15 protein-coding genes are annotated in these 17,260 nt (G+C 63.8%); 7 read left to right on the plus strand and 8 right to left on the minus strand.

The genetic code is table 11. The annotated features are described in order from the left end of the window. Window positions 1–37: 37 nt before the first annotated feature. Window positions 38–907: a DUF72 domain-containing protein gene (locus PRN20_RS22235; protein WP_273959865.1), complete on the minus strand. Its 870-nt coding sequence runs from the start codon at window positions 905–907 to the stop codon at window positions 38–40. 127 nt (window positions 908–1,034) lie between these two features. After that, a complete protein-coding gene (locus tag PRN20_RS22240; protein WP_273959866.1) occupies window positions 1,035–1,187 on the minus strand; it encodes a hypothetical protein in 153 nt (50 codons plus the stop codon). Between the two features lie 612 nt (window positions 1,188–1,799). Between PRN20_RS22240 and PRN20_RS22245 the strand changes: the two genes are divergently transcribed. From PRN20_RS22245 to PRN20_RS22260, 4 genes are all read left to right on the plus strand, one after another. Further along, window positions 1,800–2,132 carry a hypothetical protein gene (locus tag PRN20_RS22245; RefSeq protein ID WP_273959867.1) on the plus strand — a complete coding sequence of 111 codons (333 nt, stop codon included), beginning with the start codon at window positions 1,800–1,802 and terminating at the stop codon, window positions 2,130–2,132. Window positions 2,133–2,315: 183 nt separating this feature from the next. Continuing rightward, window positions 2,316–3,158: a DUF2092 domain-containing protein gene (locus PRN20_RS22250; RefSeq protein WP_273959868.1), complete on the plus strand. Its 843-nt coding sequence runs from the start codon at window positions 2,316–2,318 to the stop codon at window positions 3,156–3,158. Further along, window positions 3,155–3,718, plus strand: a complete 564-nt coding sequence (locus PRN20_RS22255) for a hypothetical protein (RefSeq protein WP_273959869.1) — start codon at window positions 3,155–3,157, stop codon at window positions 3,716–3,718. The genes PRN20_RS22250 and PRN20_RS22255 overlap by 4 nt, the downstream gene beginning before the upstream one ends. 42 nt (window positions 3,719–3,760) lie before the next feature. Continuing rightward, on the plus strand, window positions 3,761–4,210 hold the full coding sequence (locus PRN20_RS22260; protein ID WP_273959870.1) for a potassium channel family protein: 450 nt from the start codon (window positions 3,761–3,763) through the stop codon (window positions 4,208–4,210). On the opposite strand, the gene glsA is transcribed toward PRN20_RS22260, so the two are convergent. From glsA to aspT, 4 genes are all read right to left on the minus strand, one after another. Beyond that, complete coding sequence (gene glsA / locus PRN20_RS22265; RefSeq protein WP_273959871.1) at window positions 4,187–5,179, minus strand: glutaminase A; 993 nt, start codon at window positions 5,177–5,179, stop codon at window positions 4,187–4,189. The two genes, PRN20_RS22260 and glsA, sit on opposite strands and share 24 nt — an antisense overlap. Window positions 5,180–5,199: 20 nt before the next feature. Next, window positions 5,200–6,294, minus strand: coding sequence for a calcium/proton exchanger (gene cax / locus PRN20_RS22270; protein ID WP_273959872.1), 1,095 nt, complete (start codon window positions 6,292–6,294; stop codon window positions 5,200–5,202). A gap of 53 nt (window positions 6,295–6,347) precedes the next feature. Beyond that, window positions 6,348–9,212: a decarboxylase gene (locus PRN20_RS22275; protein ID WP_273959873.1), complete on the minus strand. Its 2,865-nt coding sequence runs from the start codon at window positions 9,210–9,212 to the stop codon at window positions 6,348–6,350. 73 nt (window positions 9,213–9,285) lie between these two features. Beyond that, a complete protein-coding gene (aspT, locus tag PRN20_RS22280; protein WP_273959874.1) occupies window positions 9,286–10,977 on the minus strand; it encodes an aspartate-alanine antiporter in 1,692 nt (563 codons plus the stop codon). A gap of 364 nt (window positions 10,978–11,341) precedes the next feature. Here aspT and PRN20_RS22285 point away from each other — a divergent pair, with 364 nt between their 5' ends. Then, on the plus strand, window positions 11,342–12,538 hold the full coding sequence (locus tag PRN20_RS22285) for a porin (protein ID WP_273959875.1): 1,197 nt from the start codon (window positions 11,342–11,344) through the stop codon (window positions 12,536–12,538). A 118-nt stretch (window positions 12,539–12,656) separates the two neighbouring features. Further along, complete coding sequence (locus tag PRN20_RS22290; protein WP_273959876.1) at window positions 12,657–14,282, plus strand: bifunctional aspartate transaminase/aspartate 4-decarboxylase; 1,626 nt, start codon at window positions 12,657–12,659, stop codon at window positions 14,280–14,282. A 113-nt stretch (window positions 14,283–14,395) separates the two neighbouring features. Here PRN20_RS22290 and PRN20_RS22295 read toward each other — a convergent pair whose 3' ends face one another. Next, a complete protein-coding gene (locus tag PRN20_RS22295; RefSeq protein WP_273959877.1) occupies window positions 14,396–15,631 on the minus strand; it encodes an HlyD family secretion protein in 1,236 nt (411 codons plus the stop codon). Between the two features lie 12 nt (window positions 15,632–15,643). Next, a complete protein-coding gene (locus PRN20_RS22300; RefSeq protein WP_273959878.1) occupies window positions 15,644–16,090 on the minus strand; it encodes a hypothetical protein in 447 nt (148 codons plus the stop codon). Between the two features lie 235 nt (window positions 16,091–16,325). Between PRN20_RS22300 and PRN20_RS22305 the strand changes: the two genes are divergently transcribed. After that, window positions 16,326–17,240 carry a DUF6625 family protein gene (locus PRN20_RS22305; protein WP_273959879.1) on the plus strand — a complete coding sequence of 305 codons (915 nt, stop codon included), beginning with the start codon at window positions 16,326–16,328 and terminating at the stop codon, window positions 17,238–17,240. Window positions 17,241–17,260 lie beyond the last annotated feature (20 nt).

The following is a 17,260-nucleotide window of genomic DNA, read 5'->3' on the forward strand; positions in this document are numbered from 1 at the left end:
CGTCCGCCCTGTCAACTTACCGCCGATAACGAGATTGTCACTCGCCCGGGCCCTTGAGGCCGAGCATCGCCATCACTGCGCGGGCATTGTCGGGCGCGTGTTCCTTGTCGGTCGAGACAAAGAAGGCGAAGACGTCGCGGGGTGGCGGAGCCGCCTCGGGACCGGTGACGTACGTACCATCGGCGACGGCCGAGCCTTCGGCCCAGGCCTTGAGCCAGCCGGTGCGGGCGTCGCGCTCATCGGTCGAGTAGCTCTCCCTGCCCGGTGCCCCCTGGAGGCGGGCATAGGAGAAGTCGGCGGTCTGGTCGATGTGGGGCCAGTCGGCGGTGTCGGCGACGACGAGCGCGACGTTGTAGCGCCGGAGTTGGGCGATGAAGCGCTCGTCGGCAAAGCTCTTGTGGCGCACCTCGATGGCGTGGCGGACACGGCCGATGCCGGTCGCATCGAGATAGGGTGGGTTCTTGGCATAGTCGGTCTTGCCGGCCAACGTGGTGAGTTCGTCGGGCGTCTGAGGCAACAGCGCGAGGAAGTCCTCCATGCGCGCAGGGTCATAGCTCGAGTTGCCGGGCAGCTGCCAGCAGAAGGGCCCGAGCTTGCGGCCGAGCGCCATGACGCCCGAGGCGAAGAAATTGGCGAGAGGGATCTCGACATCCTTCAGCCGCTTGATGTGGGTTACGAGCTGGTGGCCCTTCACCGTGAAGACGAAGTCGTCGGGGGTCTGGCTGGCCCAGTTCTCGAAGCTCGTGGCCTTCTGGTGCGAGTAGAAGGTGGCGTTGATCTCGATATTGCCGAGCTGCGCGCTCGCGTAGGCGAGCTCCTCTCTCTGCTTCAGTCCGTCGGGATAGAAGTTCTTGCGCCAGGGTTCGAAGACCCAGCCGGCCGTGCCCAGCCTGATCGTGCCTGCCATCCGTCACTCCTCGCTCTCGATCAGCCCAAGCCTCGGTGCCCGGATCAACCGGTTCCGCAGGTGCATATACTGAACGAAAAGAGGAAGGCGTGCCAACGCCTTGAGGCGTTGGCACGCTGGTTGTCAGTCAGGCGTTGGCCGCGCGAAGCAGGAAGAGGCTGAAGATCAGGGCGCTTCTCACGCCCCACTCGATCTCCTGGATGCCCTCCGCCATTCCGGCGTCGATTGACCACCGTATGACGACCAGTGCCAGCAAAACCACAAATGCAGCCCGAATCATCTTGTCCCCCAGTCACGCAAGTACAACAAGGACTTAGATCGGGCGAAATTACACAGATGTACTTAATTCGTGGTGCGATTTCGCACTTTGACTAGCCCTGTCTGCTTCTCCGGCCGACATTGATATGAACATCAGGGTTGATTTTGTGGTGCAAGTTCGGATTTTTGTGGTGTTGAATAGTGTGAATAAGGTGGATTCCGTACGATTGTTTTGAATCGATCAATATATCGACGTATCAACTGGTTGTGTCGTAGACGTGCGCTTGCGTACCAACAATTTTGGCAAGTTGTCGTCATGTTTTTGTCAAGATGTCGGTGTGAGGCTTTCCGTGCCAGGCCGGATCCCAACCGAGCCCCAAACCGAAGTGGGGATCCGAATGACCTCTAGAGGACCCCGGCCTTCCGCGACCGAAGGCTGGGGTCTTTGGCATTGTGGCGCTGCTGCAGATACTCCGTCTGAGGCGCTGCCGATTGCCGGGCGAAGTATTGCCTCCGCAAATCGAAGAAAAAGAGCCGCGACTTCTTCGGGCGCGCTTCTGCGTTTCCTAACCCGGGCCGGGCATCGTCCAGCTGGGGTTCGCTAAGGGGGCCCCCGCGAGCCGGAGTTCCTTCGATGAGCATGGTACGACACGCTGCCTTGGCATTGCTTGTCACAGGCACGCTGCCAGCCGCTGGACACGCGCTAGCGCAGACCGCTTCTGGAGCCTTTCCGCTGATCGTGAGCTGCTCGGATGCCGGGACCGATCGCTTCTTTTACCTATCGACTCTCAGGCCGGATGGAACGGCGGTCTACCTCTCGCCGGACAACATTGCCGCGACGATCACCCCGAGCGGCGCTGCGAGCAGGATCCAGACGGAAGGCAACGGCACCTGCACCGACAAGACAGTCGACCAGCTGCGCGCCGATGGCCAGATCTATGACGCAGTGCAAGGCGGCCGGCGGTAAGCTTGTCGACGTCGCCCCGGCGTCGTTCACAAGCGTACGAACGCTGCCGTTAGTTGATTGAAACACTTCTCGAAATCGTCCGAGCGAATTCTCCGTTTCATCAGCCCTCTCCAGCTAGACCAGCAGGGTCCAAATTGACTGCGCTGTCCGGGGTTCCCGGCCGCGCCAATCCGGAGTGACCCGATGTACCTGAATACACACCAACGGGTGCGGGCCCCGATCCTTCCCGTGCTTGCAGCGTCGCTACTGATGTCGGTGCTGACGGCAGCGGCGCAGGAGGCAGCGCCCGCAAAGCCGATTGAGAAGGCCCTTGCCCCGCTCCAGGAAAAGGCCGAGGCCGACAAAATCGAGCCGGCGTCGGTCGAGGCACTGGAGGCGATGGGAGCCTATCTCGCCGACCTCAAGAACTTCACGCTCAAGAGCGATTTCGAAACCCAGATGGCCCTCGACAACGACCAGGTCATCGATATTACCGGCACCACGAACTACGAAGTCCGGCGTCCGGATGGCCTGCGCGCGACAGTCGAGAGCGAACTGGGCTCGCGCGAGTTCATCTATGATGGCAAGCAACTGACCGTGGTCGATCCGCCCGACAAGGTCTACGGCAGGGCCGAGGTGGCCCCGACCATCAAGGGGATGCTCGAGCAGGTCAGCTACCATCTCGGCATCGACCTGCCGCTGTCGGACCTGTTCAATTTCGGCACGCCAGACGCGGCCGAGAACATCATCACCGAAGGCTTCCTCGTCAGCTCGGCCAAGGTCGACGACATCCCAGTCAAACACTGGGCTTATCGCACAGCCGGCAAGGATTTCGAGCTCTGGATTCAGGACGGCGATACGCCGCTCCCGCTTCGCGTCGTGGTTCTCGACGACACGATCCCGGCTCGCCCGCGCTTCGAGGCCAACCTCGAATGGGCGCCCAATGTCGAGGTGGCCAGCTCGGAGTTCGAGTTCACGCCCCCGGACGACTACGAGGAGATCGGTTTTGTCATGCAGACGGCCGAAGCCGGGGAGCCCGCCAAATGAGTGCGTCAAACCTTACCTTCAAACCCCGTCCGGTCATGGCGGTGGTGACTGCCATTCTCATCGGCCTCGTCCTGTCAGTTCCGGCTGACGCTCGACCGGGCGGCGGTGGCGGGGGCGGTGGCCGCGGCGGTGGTGGTGGTGGCTTCGGCGGAGGGGGCGGCTTCAGTGGCGGCCATGGAGGCGGCAATTTCAGCGGCAATTTCGGTGGTGGCGGTTCGGGCTTCTCGCGCCCGGCCAACGTCGGCGGTGGCGGCATCAGTTCGCGGCCGCGTCCCGAACAACCCATCGTGAAACCGCCCGGCAATCGCCCCGACCGCCCGAACCGGCCTGATCACCCCAACCGCCCGAACGTTCCGTGGATACCCGGGGCCGGTATCTGGTGGGGCGCCCAGATTTCCGACGACTACTGGGATGATCTGAACGTGGTCTACAACCTGCCCAACAGCTGCCAGCAGGTGCGGGTCAATGACCAGCGCTATATCCGTTGCTCCAACGGCTGGTACCAGAAGGTGTTCAACGGCAATCAGGTGGCCTACGCCGCCGTTGCGGCGCCGCGCTGACCGAAGATGGCGTTGCCACGATGCCCTCGCTAGGCGCGCGTCGTGGCAACGATCCTTCACTTTAGCCTGGGCTTCGCGACCGTCGGGACCACCGTCGTCCTGCACCTTGTCGGGCTTGCGCTGATCCTGCGACTGCTCGAGCTGTGCAAGGAGCGGCTGAAGCGGACCCGGATCATGCAGATGATCCTCATGGGTTCGGTCGTCTGCGGCATTCTCGCGCTGCACATGGCCGAGATCAGCGTTTACGCACTGATCTTCTGGCTCGGTGGGGCCCTCGCGCCCTATGACATCGCCCTCTACTTTTCGGCGACGACGTTCACCACCATCGGCTATGGCGACGTGACTGTTGACGGAGCGTGGCGCCTGTTTGCCGCCCTCGAGGGACTGACCGGGATCACACTCGTTGGATGGTCGGTGGCGTTCCTCGTGACAGTGGTGCGTCGGCTGGACCAGTGGCTGGGGGCCCAGTCACCCGGACGTCTGCGCCGGTGACGAAACGAAGAGGTCGAGCCCGAGGTGCTGTGACAGGTACTTCGCTACCAACTGGCCCTTGATGCTGTTGCCGGCGGTATCGAGCAGCGGCGCGAACGTGCCGAGCCCGCCCTTGCCCGGCGAAACGGCGACGATGCCGCCGCTGATGCCACTCTTGCCGGGCAGCCCGATCTCATACAGCCAGTCTCCCGAGGTCTCGTAGAGTCCGGCGGTGGCCATCACTGCCAGCGTGTAGTGACAGACCAAGGGATCGATCACCCGTTGCCGCGTCACTGGATTGACGCCGCCGCTGGCAAGTGTTGCGCCCATCACGGCGAGGTCGCGGGCGGTGACGTTGAGGCAGCACTGGCGGGTGTAGAGATCTACCGCCTGCATCGGGTCGCAGTAGATTCCGCCGAGGCCATGGAGGATCTGGGCGAGGCCGCGGTTGCGGAAGTTGGTGGTGGAGGCCGAGGCGAATACCTCGTCGTCGAGTGCTAACTCGCGCCCGGCGAACTCGGAGAGGCCGGCGCGAAGGAAATCCCATTTGTCCTCCGCACTGTCCCCCGGCGCGAGGCTGGTCGTCGCCATGGCGCCGCTGTTGACCATTGGATTGGTGTGCCCGCCTGGGTTGCGCTCGAGCGGCGCGGCGGAGTTGAAGGCAGAACCGGTGGCGTTCACGCCGAGCTTCTGGCGGGCCGCGGTCGGTCCGATCTGCTCGCAGATGAGGGCGAAGACGAAGGGCTTGGAGATACTCATCAGCGTGAACTCGTGGTTCATGTCGCCGACCCCGTAGGTCTCGCCGTTGGTGGCCGCGATACAAATGCCGAAGAGGTCCTCCTGGGCGCGTGCCAGGGCAGGGTAGACCTGCGAGCGCTCACCCTCGGTGTTGTCGCGCACCAGCATGTGGGCTCGCTCGACGATCTGCCGGACATCGACCGGCGACGGCAACTGGCCGGTCGAAACGTAGGGGCGCGCCTCGTGGATCATCTGACCGCACTCCGTCGCGACTAGGCAGCAGGCGGCGGGAGCAGGAACAGGGTGATCCCGAAGATGCCGTAGACCATCAGCAGGAGCACCCCCGGATACCAGGCGGACCGTCCGCTGCCGCTGACGAGGATCGCCGTAAGCGTGGCGAGGAACATCATCAGGACTGCGCCCGGCCAGAACAGCATATCCATTGGATGCGGGCCGATGAAGTAGCTGAGGATCAGCAGGACCGGCGCAACGAACAGCGCGATCTGGGCGGCACTGCCCAGCGCAATGCCGACGCTGAGATCCAGCCGGTTCTTGCGGGCGGCGGTGAAGGCGGAGAGGATTTCGGCCGCTGCGCCGACGATGGCGACGACGATGAAGCCGACGAACGCCGGCGACATGCCCAGCGTCTCTGCCGCGTGCTCCAGCGACGCAACGAAAACGTGGCTGACGAGCGCGACGACGATGGTGATGCCAACGAGCATGATCAGCGCAATGCCGAGGCGCCAGGGATGCTCGTCGGCCTCCCCGTGGTCGCGCGAGCCGAAGAAGCCCTTGTGGGTCTTCAGCGCAAAGAACATGCCGAGGCCGTAGGCAATCATGAGCAGGACCGCGATGCCGAGGCTGATGTCCTGGATGTAGCCGCCGGGCGGCGCGCGTTCGGCGTTGGCGACAGCCGACGGGACGATCAGCGCGACTGTGGCAAGGAAGAGCAAGGAGGCCTGGAAGCGGGCACTGGTGCTGTTGAACTCCTGCACGTGGTGCCTGAGCCCGCCGATCAGGAACGACCCCCCCAGCATGAACAGCGAGTTGGTGACGATTGCGCCGGCGATCGTCGCCTTGACGAGGAGGTACTGGCCGGCCGCCAGCGCTGTCAGCGCGATCACCATTTCGGTAAGGTTGCCGAGCGAGGCGTTGAGCAGCCCTCCCACCGTGTCACCCGTACTGTGCGCGACGGACTCGGTCGCCTTGCTCATCAGGGCGGCCAGCGGGACGATGGCGAGCACGGACAGGATAAACAGCCAGGTGTGCTGATCCGGCCAGAGCACCTCGGCAACGAAAACGATGGGGACGAAGACGAGCAGCCAGAGCAGCGGCGTCTGGATGATGTCCTTGATCACCTGGCCCAACGGGGGTCTCCTTGTGGGAAGGGGCCCGCGCGTCGCGCGTGCCCCGAGAGCGGTCAGTGCGTGGTGCGGTTACGCGCGGCTGGCCTGCGGGCCTTGGCGCGTGGTGTCGCGGCTGCGGCGACGACCGGGATCACCTTGGCCGGGCGCTCGGTGCGTCCGTTCGGGCGCTTGGCGGCTGTCGCGGATTTGGGGGTCGCCGCAGGCTTGCCGGCCGTCGCGGACCTAGTGGCGCCCGCCATCTTGATGAGCTTGAGGCCGCGCGCCTTCTCGTAGCCGTGGATCTCCTTCACATCGAGCTTGCGCATGAAGTCGATGGTTTCCTTGGTGATCACCTGGCCCGGTACCATGATGGGGAAACCTGGCGGGTAGGGGATGACGAAGTTGGCCGAGACCATGTCGGGGCCTTCCTTCAGGCGCCGATCGCATTCGGGGCCGATGAGCGGCACGTACTCGGTGCCGGCCATGTCGTAGGCGCCATAGAAGGCCGAGCGCATATCGCCTTCCGGCGTCAGCTTGCCGGCGTCCTTGCGGTAGGCCGCATGGAAGTGGGAGAAGTTCGGCAGGTCGGGTACGTCGGTCATCAGCGCCTTGACGCGGGCCGCTAGCGCCTGGCGCGCCCCGTCACCGCCTTCGGCGAGCTGGTCCTCGATCCCCTCGCAGATCTCGAGCAGGGCGCGGATCAGGTGGGCGATGTCGCTGCGCGTGTTGTTGATGTTGGACTGCAGCAGCACTGAGTTGCGCGACGTCTTGTTGAGCTGGATGTTGTAGCGGTCGGTCAGCAGCGCCTTGAACTGGGTGCCGTCGAACCCGGCCGTGCCACAGACGAGAGTCAGCCGCGTCGGGTCGAGGCAGAACTCGTCTTCATGCATGCTCTTGATCTGGGTCGCCCAGGTAGTCTTGTCGGCGAGGAAGTCGGTGAAGCCGCTCTTCCGGTACTCGGCCGGCACCATGGCGTCGGCGCCCAGGACCTTGAAGTATTTCGAGATCACGGGATGGGCGTTGACCTCGCGACGGATGGCGAGCGCGATCTCGATGGCATTGAGCACGAGGCCGTAGCCCTCGAGTTCCATCTGCCGGCGCGCGACATCGAGTGCGGCAATGAGCTGCTGGTTGGGGCTGGTGGAGGCATGCGTGAAAACGGCTTCCTTGAACTGCGCTTCGACCGTGTGGAACTCCACGTCCTTGACCAGCACCATCGAACCCTGACGCAGGGCCGACATCGACTTGTGGGTCGAGTTGGTCTGGTAAACGCGGATCCGCACCTTGGAGGGATCGGGGATCAGTCGGGTCGCGAGCAGCTTTTCGACCGATGGATTGGGCCCGAGCTCGATCTGCTGGCGGGCATAGGCTTCCTGCGAGCCGGGCTCCCTGATCCAGTCCTCGATGGCCTGTGCGGCCCCCATCGCGGTGCGGGGGCGCAGGATCGGCGAGAAGCGGGCAAAGCCGAACCAGGCCTCATCCCAGAGGAACACGAGGTCGGGCTTGATGGCGAGGCATTCCTCCATCACCCGGCGGACATTGTAGATATGTCCGTCGAAGGTGCAGTTAGTGAGGTCCAGCATCTTGACGCGGTCGAGCCGGCCTTCATCCCTCGCCGCGAGCAGCGCCTTCTTGATCGTCGACAGCGGGACGGCGCCGTACATCGAGTACTCCGTCATCGGGAAGGCCTCGACATAGAGCGGCTGGCCGCCGGCCAGCACGAGCCCGTAGTGGTGCGACTTGTGGCAGTTGCGGTCGAGGATGACGATGTCGCCCGGCGCGATCAGCGCCTGGTGCACCATCTTGTTGGAGGTGCTGGTGCCGTTGGTGACGAAGAACACCCGGTCGGCGCCGAAGGCGCGGGCAGCCATGTCCTGGGCGCGTTTGATGTTGCCGGTGGGCTCGAGCAGGCTGTCGAGGCCGCCGGTCGTGGCGCTGCTTTCGGCAAGGAACAGGTTGATGCCGTAGAACTCGCCCATGTCGCGGATCCAGTCGGACTTGAACACCGACTTGCCGCGGGCGATGGGCAGGGCGTGGAAGGTGCTGATGGGCCGCTGGGCGTATTTCTTGAGATTGTCGAAGAAGGGCGAGACGAAGCGATCGTCTATGCCCTCGAGGATCGAGAGATGGAGCTCCAGTGGCTCCTCGACGGCGTAGAGAACGCGCCGCAGCGCCGATGCTCGAGGATCTCCGGCCAGCATTTCGACGCGACGGTCGGACAGCAGGTAGATGTCGAGCTCCGGCCGCACGTGCTTGATCGCGTTGGCCAGCGCCAGCGCCAGGTCGGGATCGTCCGCCATGGATTCGTCGAGGCCCATATTGGAGAGCACGTCGCGCAGGATCGGCGCCGGGTGGCGCGAGGCATAGGCGAAGCCCTCGACGATGGTCACGGCATTGATGTCGGGATTGATGATCGCGGCGCAGAAGGCGTCCTCGAAGCTGCCGACCGGCACCACCTCGTAGACGAAGCGATCTTCGGGACGGCGAAGCCGGCGCATCTCGGCGATCCGGTGAGCGTCGCGCGTGCCATCGCCCGGGGCAACGAGGAGCATCTCGAAGTAGGGCCGCTTGGCGGTGCGGCCGAGGACCGAGGGCAACAGTTCGGCTGCCGTCTCGGCACCATCGCTGGGCGTGTCCCACTCGGATGGATCGCTCTTGAACGAGCGTGTGGCAATGGCGAGCGACAGGCGCCGGGCGAGGTCGGAAAACCCGGTGGCATCGCCGCCGCGCAGCCGATCCCTCAGCGCCGACATCAGCCTGCCGCCAGGGAAGGCGTGGAAGTCCTCCATCGGGCCGAGCTCGTCGAGCGCGGCTTCGACTTCCCCGGCGACAGGCTTGCCCGCTGCCCAGGACCTGGCGGTGGCGACCAGGTCGCGCCAACGGTCGGCGCGGGCTGCCGGCATAGAGAAGAAGTGGTCGATGCGATGATCCGATGCCATTGGAATACCGTCCAATCCTGAGACTCGATGCGTGGTTCGATGGTTGGAAGAGGCGGGCGGCGCGGGCCGCCCGCTAGCTCATCAGCATGATGATGACCATGCCCCACACCGTCAGCAGCGTGTTCCCCACGGCATAGGTCACGGTGTAGCCGAGGCCGGGGATCTGGCTCTTGGCGCGGTCGTTGATCATGCCGAGGGATGCGGTGGTCGTGCGGGCGCCGGAGCAGGCGCCGAGCAGGATCGCCGGGTGGAACTTGAAGATGTACTTGCCCACGTACATGGCGAGGATCAGCGGGATGGTCGTCGCGACGATGCCCCACAGGAACAGGCCGAAGCCGAGCTTCTGCAGGCCCGCCACGAAATTGGGCCCGGCCGTGATGCCAACCACCGCGATGAAGATGTTGAGGCCGACCGAGTTCATGAACCAAACGGTCGAGCTCGGAATGCGGCCGAAGCTGGGACGCACCGAGCGCAGCCAGCCGAACACGATGCCGGCGATGAGCGCACCGCCCGAGGTGCTCAAGGTCAGCGGGATGCCGCCGACATTGGCGACGAGCGAGCCGACGAGCGCACCGACGACGATCGCCGCGCTGAAGAAGGCCACGTCGGCGACATCGCTCGGCCGGTCGACGACGCCGAGCACCTTGGCGATGGCGTTAGTGTCCTGGGTGCGTCCGACTACGGTCAGGATGTCGCCCCGGTTGATCCTGGTGTCGGCGAGGATCGGGATGTCCGTCGCTGTCGCACCCCGCACGATCTTGCGCAGGAATACGCCGCGTGCGGCAGGCCACTTGCTGAGCTCCTCGATGGTCTTGCCGTCGGCCTGCTTGGAGGTGACGAGGACGTCCACGCCTTCGATCGGCACGGCCAGCAGTTCGCCGTCATCGACCTCATCGGCCTTCTCGCCGATGAGATCGACGAGGGTTTCGCGGCGCCCGGATACGGCAAGCACGTCACCGGCCTCGATCACCATGTCGGACGTTGCCTCGACAATCTCGCCGTTGCGACGGATACGGGCGACGTAGATGCGCTGTCCGGGGAGGATGGTCTCCGCCTCGGCTACCGTCTTGCCGACCACGAGGCCGTCCTCGCGTACCTTGAAGGCGCGCAGTTCGAAGTGGTGCCAGGCCGTACCGGCTCCACCGATCTCCTTCTTGCCGCCGTGCAGCTCCTCGTAGTTCTTGCATTCCTTCTCGAGGTCGATGCGAAGCAGGGCGGGCCCGAGCAGGGCGAGCACGATGGCCGAACCGACGGTGCCGAAAATGTAGGTGACCGCGTAGGCCACAGGCATCGCGTCGAGCAGGCGCTTGGTTTCGTCCGCAGGCAGTTCGAGGCGGTTGATGGCGTCCGTGGCAAGGCCCATCGAAGCGGAGATGGTCTGCGATCCGGCGTAGAGGCCCGCAGCCGATCCCATGTCGTAGCCGGCGACCTTCGCGACCAGCCACGGCACGATCAGGCAGAATACGCAGACCACTGCGGCGAAGATCGCTTGTGGCAGGCCGTCCTTGGCGACACCGCGCACGAATTGCGGTCCGACGCCGTAGCCGACCGCGAACAGGAACATCAGGAATACCGTCGCCTTCAGAGGCGGGGAGATTTCGATGCCAAGCTGACCGATGATGACGGCGGCGATCAGTGTCGCGGTGACCGAGCCCAGGCCCAGTCCCTTGAAGGTGAATTTGCCGAAGTAATAGCCAATCGCCAGCGACAGGAAGATGGCGATCTCGGGGTATTTGCGCAGGGTGTCTGCGAACCACTCGAGCACTTGTGCCTCCACGGGAAGATCCAAGGGAAGGCAGCGATGGCCCTGGTTAATCGCGCCACGAACGCAATCACCGCAACGGCTGTGAAGGCGCCTGCCGAGCAGCGGAGTTACAGCCTAGATACTTGTCCCTTCTGATTTATCGGCAAAGGCTGGTCCGCTTATTTTATGCATACTTTACTGTCTGGCTTATGCGGGAAACTACAAAGCGGGCGCTAAATAGTTCACTGAATCGAGCATGTACTAAATGGCACCGAGTACGCGGCAGGGATATAGTTTGACGAGCTGCGCAAATCGCGTTCTCGTATCTGTGGCGGCTGCCGATTCGCGAGGAGTCGCAATCGCCGGGGCAAGTTGCGAGGGGCGGATGCGGATTAGGCGAAAGCACTGGGCCTTGTTGGTTCTGGCCGGATTGCCAGCTCCGGTGGCGATGGCGGCAGACCAGTCGGCAACGACGGCAACCGAGCAAGAGGCCGGCGTGGTCGAGGCCGAAGCGCCGCCCGAGCACCTTATCCCTGACCTCAAGATCGGCGACGACAAGAACTGGGCCGAGTTCTACGGCCAGATCGACAAGGGCATCCTGTTCTACGACGATGGCGTCGAGGAACTGACCTTCTTCCCCGTGGACAACTCCAACTCATCGACGCGTTTCGGTATCCGCGCGCTCGGAACCATCAGCGACGACCTGACACTAGGCGGCAACTGGGAAGTCGAGTGGAACCCCTATGCCACTGGCAACGTGAACCAGCTCAACATCGACGATTTCGACTGGGACACGTCGCTGCTGCGCAAGGCGGAACTCTACTTCACCAGCGAGACCTACGGTAAGTTCTGGTTCGGCCAGGGCAGCATGGCGTCCGACGGAACGGCCGAGGTCGACTATTCCGGCACCACCGTGATCGGCTATGCGAACGTCAACGACATGGCCGGCGGCCTGCTGTTCCGGTTCGACGACGGCACGCTTTCCGATGTCGCCATCGACGATGCGTTCAGCGATTTCGACGGCGCCGGACGCAAGGCCCGGGTGCGCTACGATACGCCTTCATGGGAGGGGTTCAGCCTGTCGGGTTCGGTGGGCACTCAGATCGTTCCGACCATCACCGATATCCCGGTCTGGGACGTCGCAGCGCGCTACGAGAAGGAGCTTGGCGACTTCAAGGTCGGCGGCGCAGCGGCTGTATCGGTGCCGGGCGAGGACGTGGTTCTGCTCGACGGCTCCATCTCGGTTCTGCACACGCCGTCGGGGATCAGCATCACGCTTGCCGGCGCCGTCGAGGAGAACGATGCCTCCGATGCCGACGCACGCTATGTCTACGGCAAGGTCGGCTACCAGACCGAGTACTTCGACTGGGGCATGACCGCTGTCTCGGTCGACGCCTATATCGGCGAGGACGTCGCAGCCGCTGGCAGCGAGAGCCGATCGATCGGTGCCCAGTTCGTGCAGAACATCGACTACCTGCAGACCGAACTCTATCTCGGCGCGCGGCTCTACGAGTATGACGAAGATGTTGCCTCTTTCGACGACGGTTTCGCAGTGCTTTCAGGTGCCAGACTAAGGTTCTGACGGCTGCCCGGGCATCCTGTCGCCCGGCTCGTCGCCCCCAGGGTGGACTGATCTTGAGTGCCCGCCGTGCCTCATCGCCGGCAGCGGGCTGGATCCAATGTCCATCCGGGAGTTCCCTATGGCGACGTTAGATATCGACTATCGCAAGTTCGACAAGATGAGCCCCTTCGAGATCAAGGACGGGCTCATACGGCTGGCCAAGAGCTCGGCGCAGAAATCAGCCAATACCCTGCTCAATGCCGGCCGGGGCAACCCCAACTGGGTGGCGACCAAGCCGCGTGAGGCCTTCTTCCTGTTCGGGAGCTTTGCGCTCTCCGAGTGTCGCCGCAGCATGGATGATCCCGTGGCCGGCCTCGCCGGAATGCCGCAGATGAAGGGCATCTCCGAACGCTTCGAGCTCTGGCTGCATCAGCACGAGGATCAACCCGGCGCCGAGTTCCTGCGCAAGATGGTGGACTATGCCACCGTGCGCCTCGGCTTCGACGCCGACGCCTTCGTCCACGAACTTACCGACTCGATCATCGGCGACAACTATCCGGTGCCCGACCGGATGCTCTTCCATGCCGAGCAGATCGCCCATCGCTACCTGATGTGGGCGATGTGCAACGACAAGCCTCCGGGCGGCTGGTTCGACCTTTATGCCGTCGAAGGCGGCACGGCGGCCATGTGCTACATCTTCAAGTCGCTGATGGCGAACCGCATCCTCAAGAAGGGCGATCGCATCGCGCTCGGCACCCCCATCTTCACGCCCTATGTCGAGATCGCCCATCTCGAGGATTATGCCTTCGACGTGGTGAACATCCGGGCGTTGCAGGAGAACCGCTTCCAGTACTCCGACGAGGAGATCCGCAAGCTCGAGGATCCGAGCATCAAGGCGTTCTTCGTGGTCAACCCCGGCAACCCGACGTCCATGGCGATCGATCCCGCGACCATGGCCAAGCTCGTCGAGTTCGTGAAGACCAAGCGACCGGACCTCATCATCCTCACCGACGATGTCTACGGCACGTTCGTGCCGAACTTCCGCTCGCTGATGGCCGAGCTGCCTTACAATACGATCGGGGTCTATTCGTACTCCAAGTATTTTGGCTGCACCGGCTGGCGCCTGGGCGTGATCGCGATCCACGAGCGCAACATCATCGACGACAGGATCGCCAAGCTTGGGGAGCGGGAGCGCCAGGCCCTGCACGATCGCTACATCGCCATCACGCTGGAGCCCGAGAACCTCAAGTTCATCGACCGCATCGTGGCCGACAGCCGCGACGTGGCGCTGAACCACACTGCCGGCCTGTCGCTGCCGCAGCAGGTGATGATGACGATGTTCTCGCTCGCCGAGCTGATGGACACCGACAAGGTGTACCAGAAGGCCTGCATGAAGATCTGCGAGGACCGTCTTGCCTCGCTGCTCATGGGCCTGCCGCTCGACCTGCAGCCCAACCAGAACTTCGCCTACTACTACGGCACGATCGACTTCGAGTTCTGGCTGCGCCGGGTTGCCGGCGAAGAGATGGTGGAGTGGCTGAAGGAGCACGTCCATCCGCTCGATCTGGTGCGGCGACTGGCCGAGGACCACGCGATCGTTCTGCTCAACGGTGGGGGCTTCGCGGCGCCCGACTGGAGCGTGCGCGTGTCGTTCGCCAATCTGCCCGACGATGTCTACGACGACATCGGTCGCGCCGTCCGCGCGGTCGGGCGCGGCTATATCGAGGCCTACAATGCCTCAAAGGCAAGCACAGGTCGGAAGTAGCCCGTCTCGGCGCCCGGCAGATCTCCGGGCGCCGTTCCTCCGTCCATCCCGAAGCAAGAGGCCGCGGTGGTTCGTGCCACCGCGGCCTCCGCGCCTGCTGGGACCGCGCGGACCTAGTGGCCGCCGCTGAGCACCAGCGTCTGGACCGGCAGCATGGCTGCCTGAATGCGCAGGATGAGGGCGTGGACGAGGGCCGTTGCGTCGATCGCGTGGTAGAAGAGCCATTCGGGCGATCCCGCCGGCACCTTCTCCAGCTCGTCATGCTTGTTGCTGTAGACGTTCGCGATGCAGGTGCCTCCCGGCGGAATGCCCAGCGACTGTCCCTCGAATAGCGGTCGCATGAACGTGGTGATCGAGCCGGGCGTGGCGGTGCTCTGCACGTCGATCACCTGGTCGGTCTGGCGCAACTGACCGCCCGCGATCACCGACTGCACGTCCGTGACCACGAGGGGAATGATGACGAAGGGACGCGCGATGCAGGTAGCCTCGCCGATCATGCCTACCTTGATAATCTCGGATTCGATCTGCCCGAAGCCGGCAATAAGCGCCACTCGCCCCGCTTCGGTGGGAACGAGGATGCCGGCCGGGCGGAGCAAAGGGTTCACCACGTCGCCTTTGCGTAGCGAGAACTGTTGCAGAGTCCCGTCGACTCCGGCCCGGACCTCGGTCTTGGTGAGAGCGACCTCAGCCTGATCCAGGCCGGCCTCGGCCGTGGCACGCTCCGCCGGCAACAGGTGATCGAGCCTCACCTGGACGGATTGCTTGGCGGCCTCGGCCGCGGCAACCGAGGCCTGTCGGCCCTGCATGACCTGCTGGCGCCGTTCAACTTCGCGCGCGGACACAGACGATGCCTCGCTCTTGTTGAGCTTGTTGAACGTGTTGTACTCGTCGACCGCCTGCTGCAGGTCGCTCTCGGCCTCGCGCACCTTGGCGTCGGCAGCTGCCAGCTCGGTCTTGGCCAGGTCGAACGAGGCGTCAACCTCGGCAAGCCGCTTCTTGGCCTCAAGCACCGCCGCTTCCTGCTGGGAACTGTCGAGCCTGAACAGCAGGTCGCCGGCCTTCACCTTGGAATTTACATCGACATAGACTTCGGCCACCCGCCCGCCGCCCTCCGGCAAGACCGAAATGGTGCGGAAGATCGCCGTGGCGCTGCTGGTCGAGGGGTGAAAGTAGAAGATCATGGTGATCAGCGAGATCGTCAGGATCAGGCAGGTGGTGATGCCGTACCGGAGCTCATACCAGACCGAGTAGATGGTGATCTCATGCCCGATCCTCTTGCCTTGCACGTATCGCCTGAAGAGGTAGTCGGGGAGGACCGTGATCGAGGCGCAGAGCAGAAGCTCGAGCATGTTGCGCCAGCCCTACTCGGCCTTGGTCATGGTGGGAGCAGGCTGAGGTGGCAGGTTCGCAGCCGGGACGGAGGGTACCATCCGCGGAGGAGATTCCACCGTCTTCATCGGGCGCTGACGCATGGAGATTCTCTCGAGCGACTGGGCGATCGAAACGAACGGCGTCGACCAGTCGGGAATCTGGATCATGGCCAGCAGCAGCGCGATGATCCAGAAGATGTGCTGGTGGGTGAAGAGCGCGATCAGGCACAACACCGCCACGACCTCCATCTGCACCTTGCTGTGGTGGTGGGCCATGCGTTCGGGCAGGGAATGGAGGTGGAGGTACAACACGCCGACGAGGACCACGACACCAACGAGAAAGAACACGACCCCGTTGAACAACAGGTCAGGGGACCCGGGCGGGGTGATGAAGAAGGGGAGGTGATGGATGGCGAGCGGATGGAGCTGGTGTTCCATGGTCCCTCACGACAACAGGAGCTCCGTTACCTGAAGCTCGACGGAATCGCGTGAGGACAGCGGCACGCTAGGCCCGTCGGTCCTTCCCATCCCTTAGGCAGACCCGGCCACTTTTCAGAAAATCGTCTGCTCCCAGGCGGGTCTTCACGCTTGACCGGCAGATGACCGCCGGCGTAGCTGGCGGCACTTCGAGATAGGCGGCGCACGATCCTGGCGCCGGCGACAGGAGCAGTATTTGAAGCGATTGATCCTGATTTCGACGTGGTTCGGTCCGTGGCCGCGCTGGATCAATTTCACCATGGAAACATGCCGCTGGAACCCGGACATCGACTGGTTGCTGGTGACCGACCAGGAGCCTCCGGAGAACCGCCCGCCAAACGTGCGCTTTGTGAAGATGACGCTGGCCCAGGTGCTGGCGCGCATCGGCGAGGCCACGGAGCTGGACCTGTCGCACATCGACATAGCCTACAAGCTGTGCGACCTGAAGCCGGCCTACGGCCATGCATTCGAGGCCGAGATCGCCGGCTACGCCAGCTACGGGTTCGCCGACATCGACGTCTTCTACGGGCGGATCCGGCACTTCTATACCGACGAGGTGCTCCAGCGTTACGACGTGATCTCCACGCACGAGCTGATTGTCAGCGGACACCTGGCCGTGTTCCGCAACACGCCCCGGCTGCGCAGGAGTTACCGGCTGATCCCGAAATGGCGGGAACGCGCGCCGAACGCTGCCAACTTCACCCTCGACGAGGGGCCGTACCGACGGGTGTTTAGGGCCGGCAGCTTTGTCTTGAGAGCGGTTCAAAGCCTCGTCTGGCGATGTCTGTTCGTCGAACGCTACAGCACCTGGAGCAACGGAAAGCTCAAGTGGTGGAACGACCGGCCGTGGCCGGAAACGTGGCTATGGAAGGACGGGCGCCTTACCAACACACAGGACGGTGACAGGGAGTATCTCTACCTGCACGTCATGCCCTGGCATTCGAACAGGTATCGCCCCGATGGAACTGATGCCCCCTGGGTAGTCCTCGGCGACAAGCTCGTTCGGCTGCCGTGGCGTGAGATCGCGAGGACTGGATTCGTGGTCTCGCCGGATGGCCTGTTTCCAGAGAGTGAACTGCCGGAAGGCCACGCTCGGGGCCGTGCCGGTTAGCACAGCCCCGAGGGCGTTCG

It is taken from the genome of Devosia sp. ZB163 (assembly GCF_028613635.1).
In the GTDB taxonomy this organism is placed as follows: Bacteria; Pseudomonadota; Alphaproteobacteria; order Rhizobiales; family Devosiaceae; genus Devosia_A.